Annotated in this window: 12 protein-coding genes; 2 read left to right on the top strand and 10 right to left on the bottom strand. The window is 60.7% G+C overall.

Annotated features, from left to right (window positions below; genetic code table 11):
- Window positions 1–145: 145 nt before the first annotated feature.
- The 9 genes from panC to dksA form a co-directional block, all read right to left on the bottom strand.
- Window positions 146–997, bottom strand: a complete 852-nt coding sequence (panC, locus tag BOP96_RS23950) for a pantoate--beta-alanine ligase (protein ID WP_014719945.1) — start codon at window positions 995–997, stop codon at window positions 146–148.
- Entirely contained in the window at window positions 994–1,794 is an 801-nt protein-coding gene (panB, locus tag BOP96_RS23945) for a 3-methyl-2-oxobutanoate hydroxymethyltransferase (protein WP_073454199.1), read from the bottom strand. The genes panC and panB overlap by 4 nt, the downstream gene beginning before the upstream one ends.
- A 364-nt stretch (window positions 1,795–2,158) precedes the next feature.
- Complete coding sequence (gene folK, locus BOP96_RS23940; protein WP_014719943.1) at window positions 2,159–2,644, bottom strand: 2-amino-4-hydroxy-6-hydroxymethyldihydropteridine diphosphokinase; 486 nt, start codon at window positions 2,642–2,644, stop codon at window positions 2,159–2,161.
- Window positions 2,645–2,646: 2 nt separating this feature from the next.
- Complete coding sequence (locus tag BOP96_RS23935) at window positions 2,647–4,050, bottom strand: polynucleotide adenylyltransferase PcnB (protein WP_003194157.1); 1,404 nt, start codon at window positions 4,048–4,050, stop codon at window positions 2,647–2,649.
- Window positions 4,051–4,747: 697 nt separating this feature from the next.
- A complete protein-coding gene (locus BOP96_RS23930) occupies window positions 4,748–6,184 on the bottom strand; it encodes a sigma-54-dependent transcriptional regulator (RefSeq protein ID WP_014719942.1) in 1,437 nt (478 codons plus the stop codon).
- A 22-nt stretch (window positions 6,185–6,206) separates the two neighbouring features.
- Window positions 6,207–9,161 carry a sensor histidine kinase gene (locus BOP96_RS23925; RefSeq protein WP_003194154.1) on the bottom strand — a complete coding sequence of 985 codons (2,955 nt, stop codon included), beginning with the start codon at window positions 9,159–9,161 and terminating at the stop codon, window positions 6,207–6,209.
- A complete protein-coding gene (locus BOP96_RS29835) occupies window positions 9,145–9,321 on the bottom strand; it encodes a hypothetical protein (protein WP_003176118.1) in 177 nt (58 codons plus the stop codon). The genes BOP96_RS23925 and BOP96_RS29835 overlap by 17 nt, the downstream gene beginning before the upstream one ends.
- Window positions 9,322–9,383: 62 nt before the next feature.
- Entirely contained in the window at window positions 9,384–10,271 is an 888-nt protein-coding gene (gluQRS, locus tag BOP96_RS23920; RefSeq protein ID WP_073454197.1) for a tRNA glutamyl-Q(34) synthetase GluQRS, read from the bottom strand.
- A gap of 83 nt (window positions 10,272–10,354) precedes the next feature.
- Complete coding sequence (gene dksA / locus BOP96_RS23915; RefSeq protein ID WP_003194150.1) at window positions 10,355–10,798, bottom strand: RNA polymerase-binding protein DksA; 444 nt, start codon at window positions 10,796–10,798, stop codon at window positions 10,355–10,357.
- 320 nt (window positions 10,799–11,118) lie between these two features.
- On the opposite strand from dksA, the gene BOP96_RS23910 reads away from it, so the two are divergent.
- Together BOP96_RS23910 and sfsA are read left to right on the top strand one after the other, a co-directional pair.
- A complete protein-coding gene (locus tag BOP96_RS23910; RefSeq protein WP_014719940.1) occupies window positions 11,119–12,291 on the top strand; it encodes a pyridoxal phosphate-dependent aminotransferase in 1,173 nt (390 codons plus the stop codon).
- Entirely contained in the window at window positions 12,291–13,004 is a 714-nt protein-coding gene (sfsA, locus tag BOP96_RS23905) for a DNA/RNA nuclease SfsA (RefSeq protein ID WP_014719939.1), read from the top strand. The genes BOP96_RS23910 and sfsA overlap by 1 nt, the downstream gene beginning before the upstream one ends.
- Here the strand turns inward: sfsA and BOP96_RS23900 are convergent.
- Window positions 13,001–13,318 (bottom strand): Rieske (2Fe-2S) protein, encoded by a 318-nt coding sequence (locus BOP96_RS23900; RefSeq protein WP_014719938.1) that lies wholly within the window; start codon window positions 13,316–13,318, stop codon window positions 13,001–13,003. The two genes, sfsA and BOP96_RS23900, sit on opposite strands and share 4 nt — an antisense overlap.
- Window positions 13,319–13,364: the final 46 nt, after the last annotated feature.

Below are 13,364 nucleotides of genomic sequence, written 5' to 3'. Positions count from 1 at the left end.
TTGGGTTCCAGACAGCGCTAACCATAGCGCAGGGCAGTTACATTAAACCTAGCGTGTGGATATGTCTTGGCTTTGTCTGCGCTGTGGCCGGTACTTTTTTATACCGGCACAGCCGTCGGGGCAACAGGTTGAGGTAAAGCGGGGGTCAGGCGAGGTTCAGGTGCAGGTTATCGATGAGGCGTGTTGCCCCCAGATAGGCGGCGACCAGAATCACCACATCACGATCTTCAGCCGTGGCCGGGCGCAGATGTACGCCTTGGCGCACTTCCAGGTAGTCCATGCGCAGCCCTGCGGCTTCAATCTGCTGAATGTGCTCGGCGCGAAGCCTGGCAAAATCATGATCGCCGCCTTGGATGGCCGTGGCGATCTGGCTGAGCGCGCGGTACAGCACTGGTGCGACCGCACGTTGCTCCTCGGTGAGATAACCGTTGCGTGATGACAGCGCGAGGCCGTCCTCGGCGCGCACGGTAGGCTCGCCGATGATCTGGATCGGCATGTTCAGGTCGCGGACCATGGCGCGGATCACCGCCAACTGCTGGTAGTCCTTCTGGCCGAATACGGCCATGTCCGGCTGGACCATGTTGAACAGCTTGCTGACCACCGTGGCCACGCCTTCGAAGTGCCCTGGGCGGCTGGCGCCGCACAAGCCTTCGGACAGCTGTGGCACGCTGACTCGGGTCTGGCCGTTCATGCCATCGGGGTACATTTCCTCGACCGTGGGCGCAAACAGCAGGTTGCAGCCCGCCTGCAGGAGTTTTTCCTGGTCGGCGGCCAACGTGCGCGGGTATTTGTCCAGGTCTTCGCCAGCGCCGAATTGCAGCGGGTTGACGAAAATACTCGCCACTACGAAATCCGCTTGCTGCGCGGCCTTGGTCACCAGGGTGGCGTGGCCGCTGTGCAGGTTACCCATGGTGGGCACAAAGCCGATGCGTTTGCCGGCGCTGCGGGCGTGGGTTACGGCAGCCCGCAGTTCGCGGACGGTTTTAACGGTGTTCATGCCGAGAACCCGTGTTCAGTACCTGGGAAAGTTACATTCTTGACTTCGCTGACGTAGGCGCTCAGGGCCGCGTGGATGCTGTCCTGGCCGGCCATGAAGTTCTTTACGAACTTCGGTACGTGGCCAGTGATCGACAGGCCGAGCATGTCGTGCAATACCAGCACTTGGCCGTCGGTGGCGGAACCTGCGCCAATCCCGATCACGGGCACTTTGACGGCCTGGGTGATTTCGGCGGCCAGTTCGCTCGGCACGCACTCCAGCAGAATCATCGCAGCACCGGCTTGTTCCAGTGCAATAGCATCGGCGCGCATCTGGCGGGCCTGGGCTTCATTGCGGCCCTGGACCTTGTAACCACCGAGGATATTGACCGACTGCGGTGTCAGGCCCATGTGCGCGCACACTGGCACGCCGCGCTCGGCCAGCAACCGGATCGACTCGGCCAGCCACACGGCACCTTCGACTTTGATCATATGCGCGCCCGCCTGCATCAGCTTGCCGGCGTTCAGGAAGGTTTGCTCAAGGGTGGCGTAACCCATGAACGGCAGGTCCGCGATGATCAAGGCGCCATCGTTGCCACGCTTGACGCTGGCGGTGTGGTAGGCGAGCTCATCGGTGGTCACGGGCAGCGTGCTGTCATTCCCTTGAAGAACCATGCCCAGGGAGTCGCCCACCAGCAGCACTTCGACGCCAGCCTGGCAGCTGGCGTGGGCGAAGGTGGCGTCATAGCAGGTCAGCATGGTGATTTTTTCACCTTTGAGCTTGAGGCTCTGCAAGGTGGTCAGGGTAATGTCTGGCATGAAAGGGTCCTCGTTCAGGCGCTTGGAAACAGCGAGTAACGCGCGTGAGTCTTCGTTTATACAGGCGCACTGTCTTGAAAGCAGTGCTTATAAGGCCTGGATTGCGCCCTGTCGCGCCGGGTTGGCGGCAGCGGGACGCCTATAGTCGTGAGGAGGACACGGGAAGTCAATTGGATGTGTTACCGCATTGTTACGATGGCGGTGTTACCGCTGTTACTGACGCGATTCAGCAAGATGGGCACAGGCTTGGGGCGCACTGAATATCCAATGTGGGAGCTGGCTTGCCTGCGATGGCATCACCTCGGTGTGGCTGATACACCGTGTCGCTTGCATCGCAGGCAAGCCAGCTCCCACATTGACCGGGTCATTCTTGAGGGAGGCGTTCCAGGCCGACGAACGGGCAGGCGGTGAGCAGGTGGCTTAAACGCTGGCCGTCAGGCAGCTGCAGGTCGGCTGGCGCCAACTCAGCCAACGGATACAGCACAAACGCGCGCAGATGCATCTGGTAGTGCGGCACCTTGAGGCGCGGCTCATCGATCAGGCGATCACCGAACAGCAGGATATCCAGGTCCAAGGTGCGCGGGCCCCAGCGTTCCAGGCGTTCGCGGCCCTGATCGTTTTCGATGGCTTGCAGCGCATCGAGCAGGTCCAATGGCGCCAGGTGACTGTCCAGCGCCGCAACGGCGTTGGTGTAGGGCGGCTGGCCGGGCAGCAGTGAATCGCTTTGATAGAAGGCGGACACACCGGCGAGCTGAGTGCCAGGCAATTGCGCCAGCGCCTCGATCGCGCTGCGCAATTGTTGCTCCGGGGCAGCCAGGTTGCTGCCCATGCCGATGTAGATACGTTCCACGTTTATTCGCCCGCAGCGCCCGAGGCATCGGCACTGCTGCGTTTACGCTTGGTGCCGCTGCGGCGACGCTTTTTCGGGCCTTCGCCGGCGCTATCACCTTTGCTGCCCAGTTCACGAATCATTTCGCGGCGCTGGCTGTCATTGGCGTCCTGATAATCGGTCCACCATTCGCCCAGGCCATCGGTCTGCTCGCCCGCGCTTTCGCGTAGCAGCAGGAAGTCGTAGCCGGCACGGAAGCGCGGGTTGTCCAGCAACAGATCGGCGCGCTTGCCGCTGCGGCGTGGCAGGCGCTCCTGCATGTCCCAGATTTCGCGGATCGGCATGGTGAAACGTTTGGGGATGGCGATGCGTTGGCACTGTTCGGCGATCAGCTCGTGAGCCGCTTCCTGCATGGCCGGGATCGGCGGCATGCCACGGTCCTGCAGGCGCAGTACGCGTTTGGGCAGGGCCGGCCACAACAAGGCGGCAAACAGGAACGCCGGGGTCACCGGTTTGTTCTGCTTGATGCGCAGGTCGGTGTTGATCAAGGCTTCGCTGATCAAGGTGTGGGTGTACGTCGGGTTGTACTCCAAGGCCTCGGCGCTGGCCGGGAACAGGGGGTCGAACAACTGCAGGTCCACCAGCATTTCAAAGGTGTCGGCGGCGTAGCCCGAAAGGAACAGCTTGAGCACTTCCTCAAACAGGCGTGCCGAGGGGATTTCCCGCAGCATCGGCGCCAGTTCGCGAATCGGTGCGGCGGTGTGTTTTTCGATGCCAAAGTTGAGCTTGGCGGCGAATCGCACGGCACGCAGCATGCGCACCGGATCTTCCTGGTAGCGCTGCGTCGGGTCGCCGATCAGCCGGATCAGGTTGTTGCGAATGTCGTGTACGCCGTTGGCGTAATCGAGGATGCGCTCGCTGACCGGGTCGTAATACAAGGCGTTGATGGTGAAGTCGCGACGTTGCGCGTCCTCTTCCAGGGTGCCATAGACGTTATCGCGCAGAATGCGCCCGCTCTCGTTGCGGGAAGACTGGTTGGTGTCCTCCTCTTCATCGTTTTGCGGGTGACCGGCGCGGAACGTTGCGACCTCGATGATTTCGCGACCAAAGTGGATATGCACCAGCTTGAAGCGCCGGCCGATGATTCGTGCATTACGAAACTCGGCGCGCACTTGTTCAGGCGTGGCACTGGTGGCGACGTCGAAATCCTTGGGCGTGATGTTGAGCAACATGTCGCGTACGCAGCCACCCACCAGGTAGGCCTGGTAGCCGGCGTTCTGCAAACGTTCGACGATGTTCACTGCATAACGGCTGAATTGAGCGCGCTGCAGCGAATGCTGGCTGCTATTGAGCACTTCAGGCGTGCTGCGTTTGTGTTGCGTTCGACGCAAGGGAGAACGGAATGACTGGAACAACTTCTTCAGCATGGGATGCACTGTTTGAAGGAATGTTCGGCCATAACGAAGAATGACCGCATGATGGGCGGGGATTCTAGCATTTAGTCAGGGGATGGTGTAGGAACAAGCTAAAGGCATTGCGCCATAAGCGTTTGCAGGTCAAATCCCGGAAACTACAAGGGGAGCCGAAGCTCCCCCAGAAGTAGTTGCGTGCTCTATTTTTATTATTGATGTCGGGCTTCTTGTTTTTGTTGATCGCCCTCGCCACGAAGTTTCACCTTCATGACACTCCCAATCGGGAGTCAAGAGCAAACGGATTGCTTTGGTCGCTGTGTTGCTGATCTACGATCCAACCAGTTCAGGCTCTGCCTTAGGGCAGTTTTTGTTGTTCTCGGCCTGGTTGCGGGGCAAGCCCCAAATGCAACGCCTCTCCAAAAGAATCAGTTAGCTGCGCCTCCGCCGTGTTGTTTTTGTTATGCGTGAGTCGATTCGTCTTATTTTTATTGTCTTGTACAAAGCTTGTTATTGTTTTTGTACTAAGCATATAGCAGGGTGCGTGCCAACTTTTGCGCCGTCCAGCAAAACCGGGGGTTTGGGCTGGTTTCGCCAGATTGAGGGCCAAAAAAAAGCCGGGGCTTCGTTACCGTAAGCCCCGGCTTTTGTTACGTGAAAAGTCAGCGGTAACAGTTTTTTCACATCAACAGGTGTTACCTGTGGGGCTGCGCTCTCAGCTTTCGCTGGCCACCCCGGTCTTGCGCCGTGGAATGCCCAGGCGCTGACGCCGTTCCCACAAACACTTGCGACTTACACCCAGTTTGCGGGCCAGTTCGGTCTCGGTCATATGGTCCTGATGCTCGAGCACGAAGTGCTGGAAGTAGTCTTCCAGTGACAAATCTTCCGTCGGCTCATGGCTGGTATTGCTACCGCCGCCCTGCTGCGGGGCCAGGCCGATGAAGTCATCGTCATCCAGGTCGCTGAGCTCAATGTCGATGCCCAGCAACTCGGCAGAAATCTCCGGGCTCTCCGACAGAATCACGGCGCGCTCGACGGCGTTCTCCAGCTCACGCACGTTCCCTGGCCACGAGTAGTGACGGATCGCCTGCTCGGCGTCCGCGGCAAACTTCAGGTCGGTGCGGTCAATGCGTGCGCCTTGACGCAACAGGAACGCGTTGGCGATTTCGTTGACGTCGGCGCCGCGCTCGCGCAGGGCCGGCAATTTGAGCGCGATGACATGCAGGCGGTAATACAAGTCCTCACGGAACTGGCCGATCTTGGCCAGGCTCTTCAGGTCTCGGTGTGTCGCCGCGATCAATCGAACATCGACCTTCTGCGATTGCACCGAACCCACGCGACGAATTTCGCCTTCCTGCAGCACGCGCAGCAAACGCGCTTGGGCTTCCAGGGGCAGCTCGCCAATTTCATCAAGGAACAAGGTGCCGCCGTCCGCGGCCTCCACCAGGCCCGCACGCCCGGCGCTGGCGCCAGTGAACGCACCTTTCTCGTGGCCGAACAGCTCGGACTCGATCAGGGATTCGGGGATCGCCGCGCAGTTCACCGAGATCATCGGCGCCTTGGCGCGCTTGGACAGGTTGTGCAGGGCGCGGGCCACCAGCTCTTTGCCGGTGCCCGACTCGCCCTGGATCAACACATTGGAGTCAGTCGGCGCCACCTTGCGGATCTTGCTGTACAAGTCCTGCATCGGAGGGCAGGAGCCGATGATGCCGATCTCGCCATTGCTGTTGTTGGCACCTGGTTTTTCGGCGCCGCTGGTCTTGCCGGTGGGGCGTGGCTCGGCAGGCGCACTGCTGGCCGACACACGGTCACGCAGGATGCGGGCCACGGCCTGGAGCATCTCGTCGTGGTCGAAAGGCTTGGCGATGTAGTCCACCGCGCCCATCTTCATCGAGTCCACCGCCGAGCGCAGGCTGGCGTAGCTGGTCATGATCAGCACCGGGGTGCCCTGGCCCAGCTTGATCAGCTCGGTGCCCGGGGCGCCTGGCAGGCGCAGGTCACTGACAATCAGGTCGAACGTGGGAATGCTGAATCGCTCTTGGGCTTCCTGCACCGAGCCGGCTTCGCTGACCTGGTACTGATTACGTTCAAGCAGGCGACGCAAGGCAGAGCGGATAATGGTTTCGTCTTCGACGATCAAAATGTGCGGCATTGATTCAATTCTCTCGACGGTCTCAGTTCACAGCGGACGTCGCTTCGACATGACGCGGCAAGGTCACCCGGATACGGGTGCCGCGTTGGCTTTGTGTGTCAGCCGGGCTGTCGATGGTGATTTGTCCATAATGCTCTTCAACGATGGAATAGACCAGTGCAAGGCCCAGACCGGTACCTTCACCGGGGTCCTTGGTGGTGAAGAAGGGTTCGAACAATCGGTCCATGATGTTCTGTGGAATGCCGCTGCCTTCGTCTTCCACGATCAGGTCGACCGTGTGCTCGAAAGCCTCGCTCTTGACGCGTACAGCACTGCCGGCCGGCGACGCGTCGCGGGCGTTGGACAGCAGGTTGATCAGCACCTGGGCCAGGCGTTGCGAGTCGCCATCGACCCAATGGTCCGGATCGCACAGGTTAAAGAACTGTACTTCGAAATTGCGCCGGTTCAAGGCCAACAGCCCAATGGCATCCTGCGCGACTTCGGCCAGGCACACCGCTTCGTCCTGATTCTGATGGGCGCCGGAGTGGGCAAAGCTCATCAGCGACTGGACGATGCGTGAAACCCGCTTGGTCTGTTCAAGGATCTGCCCGCTGATTTCGGTGATTTCCCCGTCTTCTTCGCGCTCTTCCCGCAGGTTTTGCGCCAGGCAGGCGATACCGGTGATCGGGTTGCCGATTTCATGAGCCACGCCGGCCGCCAGGCGCCCAATGCTGGCCAGGCGTTCGGAGTGCACCAGCTTGTCTTCGAGCATCTGTGTATCGGTCAAATCTTCTACCAGCAGCACCAGGCCGCTGTTACCCGGCGCCAGAGGTTCGTCGATGGCCGCTTTGTGCAAGTTGAGCCAGCGGGTCTGGCCGTCGAGGGCCAAGTGCTGTTTGTGCAAGTGCTCGTCCGGCAGGTTGATGAAACCCTGCAGCAGCTCTTTCCAGGGATCGCCCAGTGTATTGAGGCGCGAACCCACCACCCGCTGGGCGGCGATGCCGGTGAGTTCTTCCATGGCTTTGTTCCACATCAGGATTTCCTGGTCCTTGGCCAGGGAACACACGCCCATCGGCAGTTCCTGCAGGGTCTGGCGGTGGTAACGGCGCAGGGCGTCGAGTTCGGCGGCCAGGCCTGTGAGGCGCGAGTGGTAGTCCTCCAGCCGGCTTTCGATGAAGTGGATGTCTTCGGTGACGTAGTTTTCGCCACCGGCCTTGTAGGGCAAGAAGGTTTCCACCATGTCCTGGGACACGCTCGGCCCCATCAAACCGGACAGGTTGGCTTCGATACGGTCACGCAGGCGGCGCAGGGCATAGGGGCGGCGCTCGTCAAATGGCAGGTAGAGGTCGCGCAGCGCCTGTTCGACTTCCTTTTGTGCGGCCTTGGCGCCCAGGGGCTTGGCCAGTTGCGTGGCGAACTCTTGGGGTGATGCCGCATGCAGTTCGCGGCGTTGCGGGCGGCGTACGTTGTCTACCGCACAGGCTTCTGCGGCGCTGGTTTCTTCGGCGCTGGCGTTAGTGAACAGCGAGATCAGGGTGAACATCAGTACGTTGGCGGCCAGCGAGGCGATGGCCGCCATGTGCCAACTGGTGTCGTCCAGCACGTAAATCATGTTCAGCAACGGGATATAGAAGCCCTGCAGATTGCCGACCAGCGGTAGCAGCATGGTCACGGTCCACACCAGGATCCCGGCCAGCAGCCCTGCAATAAAGCCACGGCGATTGGCGGTCGGCCAGTACAGCACCGACAACACGCCCGGCAGAAATTGCAAGGTGGCGACAAACGCGACGATGCCGAGGTTGGCCAGGTCTTGCCCGGCGCCCAGCAGCAGATAAAACGCGTAACCGGCCATGATGATCGCGACGATCAGCGCGCGTCGGGTCCATTTCAACCAACGGTAGATATTGCCCTCGGCCGGCGGCTGGTACAGCGGCAGTACCAAGTGGTTGAGCGCCATGCCCGAGAGTGCCAGGGTGGTGACGATGATCAACCCGCTGGCGGCCGATAACCCCCCGACATACGCCAGTAGCGCCAGGGCCGGGCTGTTGGCAGCAATACCGATGCCCAGGGTGAAATACTCGGGGTTGGTGGTGGCACCCAGTTTCAGGCCAGCCCACAGGATCAGCGGCACCGCCAGGCTCATCAGCAACAGGAACAGCGGCAAGCCCCAGCTGGCGCTGACCAGCGAGCGCGGGTTGAGGTTCTCGGTGAAGGTCATGTGGTACATGTGCGGCATCACGATCGCCGAGGCGAAGAACACCAGCAGCAGCGTACGCCATGGTCCCTCCTGCAAGGGGGTATGCAAGGCGGCGAGGGCGGTCTGGTTTTGCAGCAGCCACAGCTCCAGCTGTTGCGGCCCGTCGAACACGCCGTAAAGCGCATAAAGGCCGACGCCGCCGATGGCGATCAGCTTGATGACCGACTCAAAGGCAATCGCAAATACCAGGCCCTGGTGTTTCTCGCGGGTGGCGATATGGCGAGAGCCAAAGAAGATGGTGAACAAGGTGATCAGCGCGCAAAACGCCAGGGCAACCCGATGTTGCACGGGCTCTCGGGTCAGGATGCTGATGGAGTCGGCCACCGCCTGGATCTGCAGGGCCAGCAACGGCAGCACGCCGATCAACATGAAGATGGTGGTCAGCGCGCCGGCCCAGGTGCTGCGAAAGCGAAAGGCAAACAGGTCCGCCAGGGAAGACAGCTGGTACGTCCGGGTGATTTTCAGGATCGGGTACAGCAGCACCGGCGCCAGCAGGAACGCGCCGGACACCCCCAGGTAACTGGAGAGAAAGCCGTAGCCGTACTGATAGGCCAGCCCCACCGTGCCGTAGAACGCCCAGGCACTGGCGTAGACGCCCAGGGACAAGGTGTAGGTCAACGGATGGCGAATGATCGCCCGCGGAATCATTCCGCGCTCACTGATCCAGGCCACGCCGAATAACGCAGCCAGGTAGGCGGCGCTGATCAGCAGCATCTGGGTGAGACTAAAGCTCATCGGCATCTTTTTGGCTCTGCAGGATGAAGGTCACGACGATCAGGATCAGCCATAGCAGATAAGGGCGATACCAGGCGCCCGTGGCGTCGATCCACCAATCCATGATGGCGGGGGAGAACAGGTAGATCCCGACGACCAGCAGCAGGACCAAACGATAGATGTACATGTTGGCCTCTGATTAAAAATCTGCCGCGATGTTAACGGATGGCTGGCAACCTGCAAGCGCCTTCAACTCAATTGCGCTTCGGCCAGGGTCAGCGTGCGCGGGATGCGGGTGGCGTCCCAGTGTGCAATGCCCCAATCCAGCAGTTCTCGTGGGCTGGCGTACAGCAGTTGCGCGTCGGGCGGTTGGCCAAGGGCGCGCAGTGCTCTGAGCAGCAAAGGCGTGGCCTGGTCGGCTGTCAACGGTGGAGAGCGGTAGGACTTGCCCAGCTTGTTGCCGTCTGGCTGCACGATCAGCGGTACATGCAAGTAACGTGGCTGGCGCAGGCCAAGCAGCTCTTGCAGGTACAGCTGGCGCGGTGTGGAGTCGAGCAGGTCGGCGCCGCGCACGATATCGGTTATCCCTTGCCAGGCGTCGTCGAGCACCACCGCCAGTTGGTAGGCGTAGAGGCCGTCGCGGCGACGGATGATGAAGTCGCCGGCATCGCGGCCCAGATGCTGCCGGAACTCGCCCTGCACACGGTCGGTAAAGTGGTATTCCAGCTCGGGCACGCGCAGGCGGATGGCGGCGTCTTGCTGGTCGTGGCCGGCATTGCGGCACAAGCCTGGGTAAACCCCGTTGTAGGGCTCCAACTGCTTGCGCGAGCAGGTGCAGGCGTAGGCCAGGCCGTGGTTGAACATATCGTTCAGTACTTTGGCGTAGGCATCATGCCGCTCGCTCTGGCGAACCAGTTCGCCATCCCATTCAAAGCCGTAGCTTTCCAGCGCATGCAGAATCGCCGCCTGGGCGCCGGGCTCTTCACGCGGAGGGTCAAGGTCTTCCATGCGCATCAACCAACGGCCCTGGTGGGCGCGCGCATCGAGGTAGGAGGCAAGGGCGGCAACCAGGGAGCCGAAGTGCAAATGGCCGCTGGGTGTGGGGGCGAAACGCCCAATATAGGTAGAGGCTGTCATGGCCCGGATACTACTGCATAACCGATAAACGCCAGAAACAAAAATGGAGCGTTCGCACGCTCCATTCGTTCAACTCGGCAACGTTACTTGCCGACCTGTTTTTCCTTGATTTCAGCCAAGGTCTTGCAGTCTACGCACAGGTCTGCGGTTGGGCGGGCTTCCAGTCGGCGAATACCGATTTCGACGCCGCAGGATTCGCACCAGCCGTATTCTTCGTCTTTGATCAGTTGCAGGGTCTTGTCGATCTTCTTGATCAACTTGCGCTCGCGATCGCGGGCGCGCAGTTCGAGGGCGAACTCTTCTTCCTGGCTGGCACGATCGGCCGGGTCAGGGAAGTTGGCCGCTTCATCCTTCATATGGTCAACCGTACGGTCGACTTCCTGCATCAAGTCCTGTTTCCACTTGTTGAGGATCTTGGTGAAGTGCTCGCGCATGGGCTCGCCCATGTACTCCTCGCCCTTTTTTTCGACATAGGGTTCGAAGCCGCCGAGGCCTTGAGTCTGCTGTTGCTTTGCTTGGGTGGACATGAATAGACCGCCTCTCACTCTTCTAATCCATTGCGCAGGATTGCAACGTCACCGACACCTGCCGGCCCTGCGGCTGCAAGCGGGCGAACTTACCAGATAGATTCAGGGTGCGCTACTCCCGGTTGTCGAGGCCCAGGGCAAAGGGGTTGCAAACCGCAGCAGCCCGCCATGACTGGGTATGTATCGCCTCGAATATTGATTTTAGCTGTTTTACGAGCGTGCGCAGGGTGCACTTGCAGCCCCAATCAGGCAATAGAGCATGTTTTACCGTGAGGGTTCGGTAGAATCCAGATTTTGTCCTCACCGTCTAAGGAAGGCTAATGGCTCAGCCCTACAGTGCGCGTAGTCGCGCCATCGAACCCTTTCATGTCATGGCGTTACTGGCGCGTGCCAATGAGCTGCAGGCCGCCGGTCACGACGTGATCCACCTGGAAATCGGCGAGCCGGATTTCACCACCGCCGAGCCGATCATCCAGGCCGGCCAAGCCGCGTTGGCAAACGGTAAGACGCGCTACACCGCCGCCCGCGGCTTGCCCGAATTGCGCGAAGCCATCAGTGGTTTCTACCAGCAACGCTACGGTTTGAGCATCGACCCGCAACGCATTCTGATCACCCCCGGTGGCTCCGGCGCATTGTTGCTGGCCAGCAGTTTGCTGGTGGATCCGGGTAAACATTGGCTGCTGGCGGACCCAGGCTACCCCTGCAACCGACACTTCCTGCGCCTTGTGGAAGGCGCGGCGCAGTTGGTGCCGGTCGGCCCAGACGTACGCTACCAGTTGACCGCCGATCTGGTGGCCAGGCATTGGGACCAGGACAGTGTCGGCGCACTGGTGGCATCGCCCGCCAACCCCACCGGCACGATCCTCACCCGGGACGAGCTGGCTGGGCTGTCGGGCGCCATCAAGGCGCGCAACGGTCATTTGGTGGTCGACGAGATTTATCACGGCCTCACCTACGGCACCGACGCGGCCAGCGTGCTGGAAGTCGATGATGACGCCTTTGTTCTGAATAGTTTTTCGAAGTATTTCGGCATGACCGGCTGGCGCCTCGGTTGGCTGGTGGCGCCCCCTGAAGCGGTGGGTGAACTGGAGAAATTGGCGCAGAACCTCTACATCAGTGCGCCAAGCATGGCTCAGCATGCCGCGTTAGCCTGTTTCACCCCGCAAACCCTGGAGATTCTGGAGCAGCGCCGTGCCGAATTTGGCCGCCGCCGTGACTTCCTGCTGCCGGCCCTGCGTGAGCTGGGGTTCGGTATCGCCGTGGAGCCCGAAGGTGCTTTTTATCTGTATGCCGATATCAGCGCGTTCGGCGGCGATGCCTTCGCGTTTTGCCGGCATTTCCTCGAAACCGAACATGTGGCCTTTACGCCCGGGTTGGATTTCGGTCGCTACCAGGCGGGGCACCATGTGCGCTTTGCCTACACGCAAAACCTTGATCGGCTGCAAGAAGCGGTGGAGCGGATTGCCCGTGGTTTGCGGAGTTGGCAAGGCTGATGCGTTTTAATCCTCCTCTTGAAGAAGGGCGGCTGATCCGCCGCTACAAGCGCTTTCTCACCGATATCGAAACCGTTACCGGCGAGTTGCTCACCATTCACTGCCCTAACACCGGTTCGATGCTCAACTGCATGGTCGAAGGTGGCCAGGTCTGGTTCAGCCGTTCTACGGATCCCAAGCGCAAGCTGCCGGGCACGTGGGAAATTGCCGAAACGCCCCAGGGCCGGCTGGCGTGCGTCAACACCGCGCGTGCCAATCAATTGGTGGAAGAAGCCCTGCTGGCCGGTGTGATCACTGAACTCAACGGCTTTACCGCGTTGAAGCGTGAGGTGCCTTATGGCCAGGAGAAAAGCCGCATCGACTTTCGCCTGGATTACCCCCAGGGTGCTGCGTTTGTCGAGGTCAAAAGCGTCACCCTGGGCTTTGATGGCAGCTCAGTGGCGGCTTTCCCCGATGCGGTGACGCAGCGCGGTGCCAAGCACTTGCGTGAGCTGGCCCACCTGGCGCGCGACGGTATACGGGCGGTGCAGTTGTATTGCGTGAACCTGTCGGGGATCGACGCGGTGCGCCCGGCTGTGGAAATCGACGCCGGTTATGCGGCGGCGCTACGTGAGGCCAAGGCTGCAGGTGTGGAGGTGCTCGCCTACGGCGTACGGGTCACGCCGCAGGAGATTTACGTCGAGCGTCGGTTGAAGGTGCTGCTGGGCGACTAGAGATCGACCCACAATCCCTGTTCGTCTTCGCGACCGGGCAGGGCAGTGAGGTGTTGGCCTGCGCAGGGCCCGGCGATGCACTCGCCGCTTTCAATCAGGAACAACGCGCCATGGGTGGCGCATTGGATCAGGCTGGCGCTGTCGTCGAGGAAGCGATCAGGTTGCCATTCCAGTGGGATCCCACGATGGGGGCAGCGGTTGAGATAGAAGTACGCAGTGCCGTCCCGACGCACCGCCAACAGCCTGTGGCCATCGATATCAAAACCGCGGCTGCTGTTGGGGGTGAGGTCGCCTGAGGCGCAGAGAAACTTCATTTCAATCCTTAAGTGCCTTGACGTTCAAATGCAAACAATTATCAAA

The sequence above is a fragment of the Pseudomonas sp. FSL W5-0203 genome (assembly GCF_001896155.1).
Classification (GTDB): domain Bacteria; phylum Pseudomonadota; class Gammaproteobacteria; order Pseudomonadales; family Pseudomonadaceae; genus Aquipseudomonas; species Aquipseudomonas paracarnis.
Note: the sequence above shows the minus strand (reverse complement) of the source record. Positions and strands in the feature narration are given on the sequence as shown.